The following is a 4,500-nucleotide window of genomic DNA, read 5'->3' as shown; positions in this document are numbered from 1 at the left end:
CCCGGGCCCCAGACGAAATAGACGCTGCCCGCCAGCGCGATGCCCAGCGCCCCGCCGACCTGCTGCGCGGTCTTCATCATCCCGCTGGCAGCGCCGGCATGATCGCGATCGACCTGCGCGACAGAGACCGGTGCAATGCTGCCCGAGAGCGACCCCATGCCCAGGCCCGCGACGATGAGCAGCGGCGCGAGCGCGGCCTTGGACAAGCCCAGCCAGCCGATGCCCAGCAGCACGCCTGCGCCCGCGATCATCAGCGTCAATCCGCCCAGCACCAGCACCCATTTGCCATAGCGCGGCAGGAAGTTGCGCCCCAGCACCGCGATGCCGATCATCGCGCCCAGCCCATAGGGCATGTGCAGCAGGCCGGTGGTCAGCGCGCTCTCGCCACGCTCGCTTTGTAGCGCGAAGGCGAAGATCAGCAGGAAACCGGCATTGGCGGCAGCGAACACGATCGAAATGCCGAGCCCCAGCCGGAAGGGCAGGATCGACAGCAGCGACGGATCGAACAGCGCGGGTTGCCGTCCGCGCACTCGCGCCGCGACATGCCGCCAGACCACGAAGAGCAGCGGCGCAACGACCAGCAGCGCCCCCACTTCCGCGATGCCCCAGCCGTTCTCTGCACGCGTCAGCGGCCAGAGCAGGCAGAACACGGCGACCCCGAACAGCAGCACCCCGACCATGTCGAAGCCTGCGGGATGCGAGGACTTGCGATCGGGCAGGAAGAACCAGCCCGAGGCCAGCGCGAACAGCCCGATCGGCAGATTGATCAGGAAGATCAGCCGCCAGCCGAGGCCGAACAGGTCAAGCTGGATCAGCAGCCCGCCCAGGATCGGCCCGGCAATCGCCGCCAGCCCGCCGACCAGCCCGAACAGCGCCAGCTTGGACACGCGCTCGAGCGGGGTGAACAGCACCTGCATCAGCGCCAGCGCCTGGGGCGACATGATTGCGCCGCACGCCCCCTGTGCCAGCCGCGAGAGCACCAGCTGCTCGGGCGTCTGCGCGAGCCCGCAGGCGACCGACGCGAGCGTGAACCCGGCGACGCCCCACAGGAACACGCGGCGATAGCCCAGGCTGTCGCCCAACCTGCCCCCCGCCATCAGCAGCAGCGCGAAGCTGAGCGCATAGCCCGCGATCGTCCATTGGATCGCCTCGGCCGAGGCATTCAGGCCCGAGGTGATCGCAGGCAGCGCGGTGTTGACGATCGTCAGATCGACGATCTCGAGCACCACCGCAACGATCAATGTCACCAGCGCCAGATTCTGCTGACGCTTCGTCAGGGGGACAGGTTCGTTCACGGTCAGATCTTGCCTTCGCGCAGCATCGATGCGGCGGCATCCGCGGCGCGCGCGGTCAGCGCCATATAGGTGAGCGACGGGTTCTGGCAGGCCGACGAACTCATCTGCGCGCCATCGGTGACGAACAGATTGGCGATGTCATGCGCCTGGCTCCATTTGTTGAGCACCGATGTCGCAGGGTCATGGCCCATGCGCGCGCCGCCCATTTCGTGGATCGCGGTGCCGCCCGCGCCGGGCTGGTCGAAGCCCATGATCACCTTGCCCCCCGCCCTGGTCAGCATCTCCGCCGCATCGGCCTTGGCCTGCGCGAGCGCGGCGCGCTCTTCCTTGCCGAAAGCAAAGGCGATGTTGAGCTGCGGGATGCCATCGGCATCGACCGCCTTGGGATCGAGCGTCAGCCGGTTGGTCGCGCGCGGCACGCAATCGGCAAAGGCGACCAGCACCATCCGCCACATGCCGGGCTTCTGCAGCTTCTGCTTGAGCGCCGCGCCGATGCCCGGATCGCGCTTGCCTGCGGTCCAGGTGCTCTGCAGCGCCCCGCCCTGGAACGAATAGCCGCGCGTATGCCCCTCTCCGTCCATCGCGTCTATGTTGCGATAGCGCGCGACAACCACGCCGGTCGGACGGTTGCCGGTGGTCGTGCGATCCTCGAAGCCCGGCATCAGCGCGACCGCCGAGAGGGTGTTGGCATGGTCCATGATGTGCGTGCCGAGCACGCCGCTGCTGTTGGCCAGGCCATTGGGCATCGCCTCGCTGGCCGAATTGAGCAGCACGTGCACCGAGTTGAACGCGCCGGCATTGAGGAACACCATCCGCGCGGTCGCGGTCTTGCGCTCCCTGGTGTTGCGGTCGAGATAGCGTACCCCGGTGATCCGGCGCGTCTTCGCATCATAGTCGAGCTTTTCCACCACCGCATCGGTGATGACGGTCAGTCGCCCGGTCGCCATCGCGGCGGGCAAGGTGCTCGACTGGGTCGAGAAATAGGCCCCATAGGAACAGCCGCGCGCGCAGATCGAGCGGTTCTGGCACTGCCCGCGCTCGCCCTTGCCCTCGGTGAGATTGGCGGTGCGGCCGATGGTCAGGCGGCGCTCGGGCCAGTTGGCCTGCATCACCTCGCGCACATGCTGCTCGACCGGGTTGAGCGCCATCGGCGGCAGGAAACGGCCATCGGGAAGCTGCTTCAGCCCTTCCTTCGCGCCCGACACGCCGATGAACTCCTCGACCTTGTCGTACCAGGGGGCGAGATCGGCATAGCGGATCGGCCAGTCGGTGCCGTGCCCGTCACGCTTGTTCGCCTCGAAATCATAATCCGACCAGCGATAGGACTGGCGCCCCCAGGTCAGCGAGCGGCCGCCCAGCTGGTACGAGCGGAACCAGTTGAAATCGGTGCCTTGCGCCTTGCTGTACGGATTCTGCGCATCGTTGACGAAATGGTTCTGGGTATATTCGGTGAAATGCCGGTTGAGCATCTGCACCGCATGTTCGCGCGCGTACATCTCCTGGTCGCCGATCCCACGGAACGGCATCTCCCAGGGCGTCTTCATCTCGGTCGTGTAATCCTGCTGGTGGCGGATATTGCGCCCGCGCTCGATCATCAGCACCTTCAGGCCCGCCTCGGTCAGTTCCTTGGCGGCAAGGCCTCCGGTAATGCCGGAGCCCACGACGATTGCATCGAAATCCATGGTCTTTCCCTTCCCGCTCAGCCGAAATCGACCGCAGTCCAGTCGCTCGAAAAGGCGCGGGTCTGCGGCGTCACGGGCACGTCGGGTTCGTAGGTGCCGGGCACCAGATTGAATTGAAGCTCCTGCGATCCGCCCGGCTCGCTGGTATAATAGCCGGTCAGGATCAGTGCCTTGACCGTGCGCCACGGGTGCTCGCGAACGCCATCGGCATAGGCTTCGGTGTCGAGCGCAGTGAGCCACTTCGCCTGCACCTCGGGCGCGGCCTTGAGGAAATCGCCCTTGGCGCGCGCGTCGAGCTCGGCCTCGAGCCAGGCGGCCTGGTCGAGCGAGCCATCCTTGCGCGCATGGCGGGTCAGCGCTTCCGGCGCATCCTGGGGCAGCGGCGTGCGCGATTTCTCCAGCCCATGCGCGAGGCCGAGCAGCACGAAATCGCCGGCCCCCACATCACCTGCGCCCGGCGTATCGGTCTTGGGAATCACGATCTGGCTGACGGTGCGCATCAGCTCGCGCTGGCGCTTGGTCGGCGCTTCGTCCTTGTCGAAAAGATCCAACCGGATCGCGGCCAGCGGCACGCCGACCACCGCCGCCAGTATCGCCGCGCCGCCCAGAAACCGCCTGCGGCTCCAGCCCTGGGGCTGTTCTTGCTCCATGATAACCCGCCTCTCCCGTGCGCCTGTGCGTCTTGTCCCACTCTAGAAAATCACGTATCAGAATACAAATTCTATTTCTAGAGGAGAGAGACGATGCTGAGATGGTCCCGCCAGCTGGATTACGGCAAGCATGCCGCCCCATTCGCGCTGCCCGATACCGACGGGCGCATTCGCACGCTGGAGGAGTTCGAGGCACCCGCGCTGCTCGTCGCGTTCATCTGCAACCATTGCCCGGTGGTGCTGCACGTGCTGCCCGGCCTGATCGACTTTGCGCGCGAATACGCACCCAAGGGGCTCCAGGTTGTCGCGATCTCGTCGAATTCTCCGGAGGAATTCCCCGAGGACGACTATCCTCATATGCAGCAATTCGCGAAAGCGCACGACCTGCCCTTCCCCTATCTGCACGACGAGAGCCAGGATATCGCACTGGCCTATAACGCCATCTGCACGCCCGATTTCTTCCTCTACGGACCCGATCGCGCGCTCTTCTATACCGGGCAGTTCTGCTCGAGCCGGCCCAAGCTGCCGCATCCGCCGGTGCCGGGCGCGCCGCCGCAGCGCACTGATGTGCCGGTGACCGGCGAGGACATGCGCGCTGCCGTCGATGCGCTGCTGGCAGGCCAGCCCGCGCCCGACCATCAGGTGCCGAGCGCGGGCTGCTCGATCAAGTGGCTGCCCGGCAAGAACCCGTCCTGGGGCTGAGGCGATGACCATCATCGCGCGGCACTGGGTGCCGGCCGCGGCCGTGGTGCCGCAGGAGCGAGGCCGCGAATTCCTGGCACCGGTCGATGGCGCGGACTGGTCCGACGGCGTCGGCTTCTATCGCGGCTTCTTCGCCAGCTTTCGCGTCCGCGCGGGCAAGGCGGTGGGGGT

At 66.6% G+C, this 4,500-nt stretch carries 4 protein-coding genes; 1 reads left to right on the top strand and 3 read right to left on the bottom strand.

Annotated elements, in window-relative coordinates:
• From DM995_RS18145 to DM995_RS18135, 3 genes are all read right to left on the bottom strand, one after another.
• On the bottom strand, positions 1 to 1,295 hold a 1,295-nt coding region (locus tag DM995_RS18145), incomplete at its 3' end, for an MFS transporter (protein WP_116970608.1).
• 2 nt (positions 1,296 to 1,297) lie between these two features.
• Entirely contained in the window at positions 1,298 to 2,977 is a 1,680-nt protein-coding gene (locus DM995_RS18140; RefSeq protein WP_116970607.1) for a GMC oxidoreductase, read from the bottom strand.
• A 17-nt stretch (positions 2,978 to 2,994) separates the two neighbouring features.
• Positions 2,995 to 3,627 (bottom strand): gluconate 2-dehydrogenase subunit 3 family protein, encoded by a 633-nt coding sequence (locus DM995_RS18135; protein ID WP_116970606.1) that lies wholly within the window; start codon positions 3,625 to 3,627, stop codon positions 2,995 to 2,997.
• A gap of 93 nt (positions 3,628 to 3,720) precedes the next feature.
• Between DM995_RS18135 and DM995_RS18130 the strand changes: the two genes are divergently transcribed.
• A complete protein-coding gene (locus DM995_RS18130; RefSeq protein WP_116970605.1) occupies positions 3,721 to 4,329 on the top strand; it encodes a thioredoxin family protein in 609 nt (202 codons plus the stop codon).
• Positions 4,330 to 4,500 lie beyond the last annotated feature (171 nt).

Source organism: Blastomonas sp. UPD001 (assembly GCF_003426715.1).
GTDB lineage: Bacteria > Pseudomonadota > Alphaproteobacteria > Sphingomonadales > Sphingomonadaceae > Blastomonas.
This window is presented reverse-complemented; position numbering and strand designations above follow the sequence as displayed.

Excerpts from the sequence above, each read along its gene's own strand:
- DM995_RS18140 (WP_116970607.1), bottom strand. The coding sequence starts at position 2,977 with ATGGATTTCGATGCAATCGTCGTGGGCTCCGGCATTACCGGAGGCCTT.
- DM995_RS18135 (WP_116970606.1), bottom strand. The coding sequence starts at position 3,627 with ATGGAGCAAGAACAGCCCCAGGGCTGGAGCCGCAGGCGGTTTCTGGGC.
- DM995_RS18130 (WP_116970605.1), top strand. The coding sequence starts at position 3,721 with ATGCTGAGATGGTCCCGCCAGCTGGATTACGGCAAGCATGCCGCCCCA.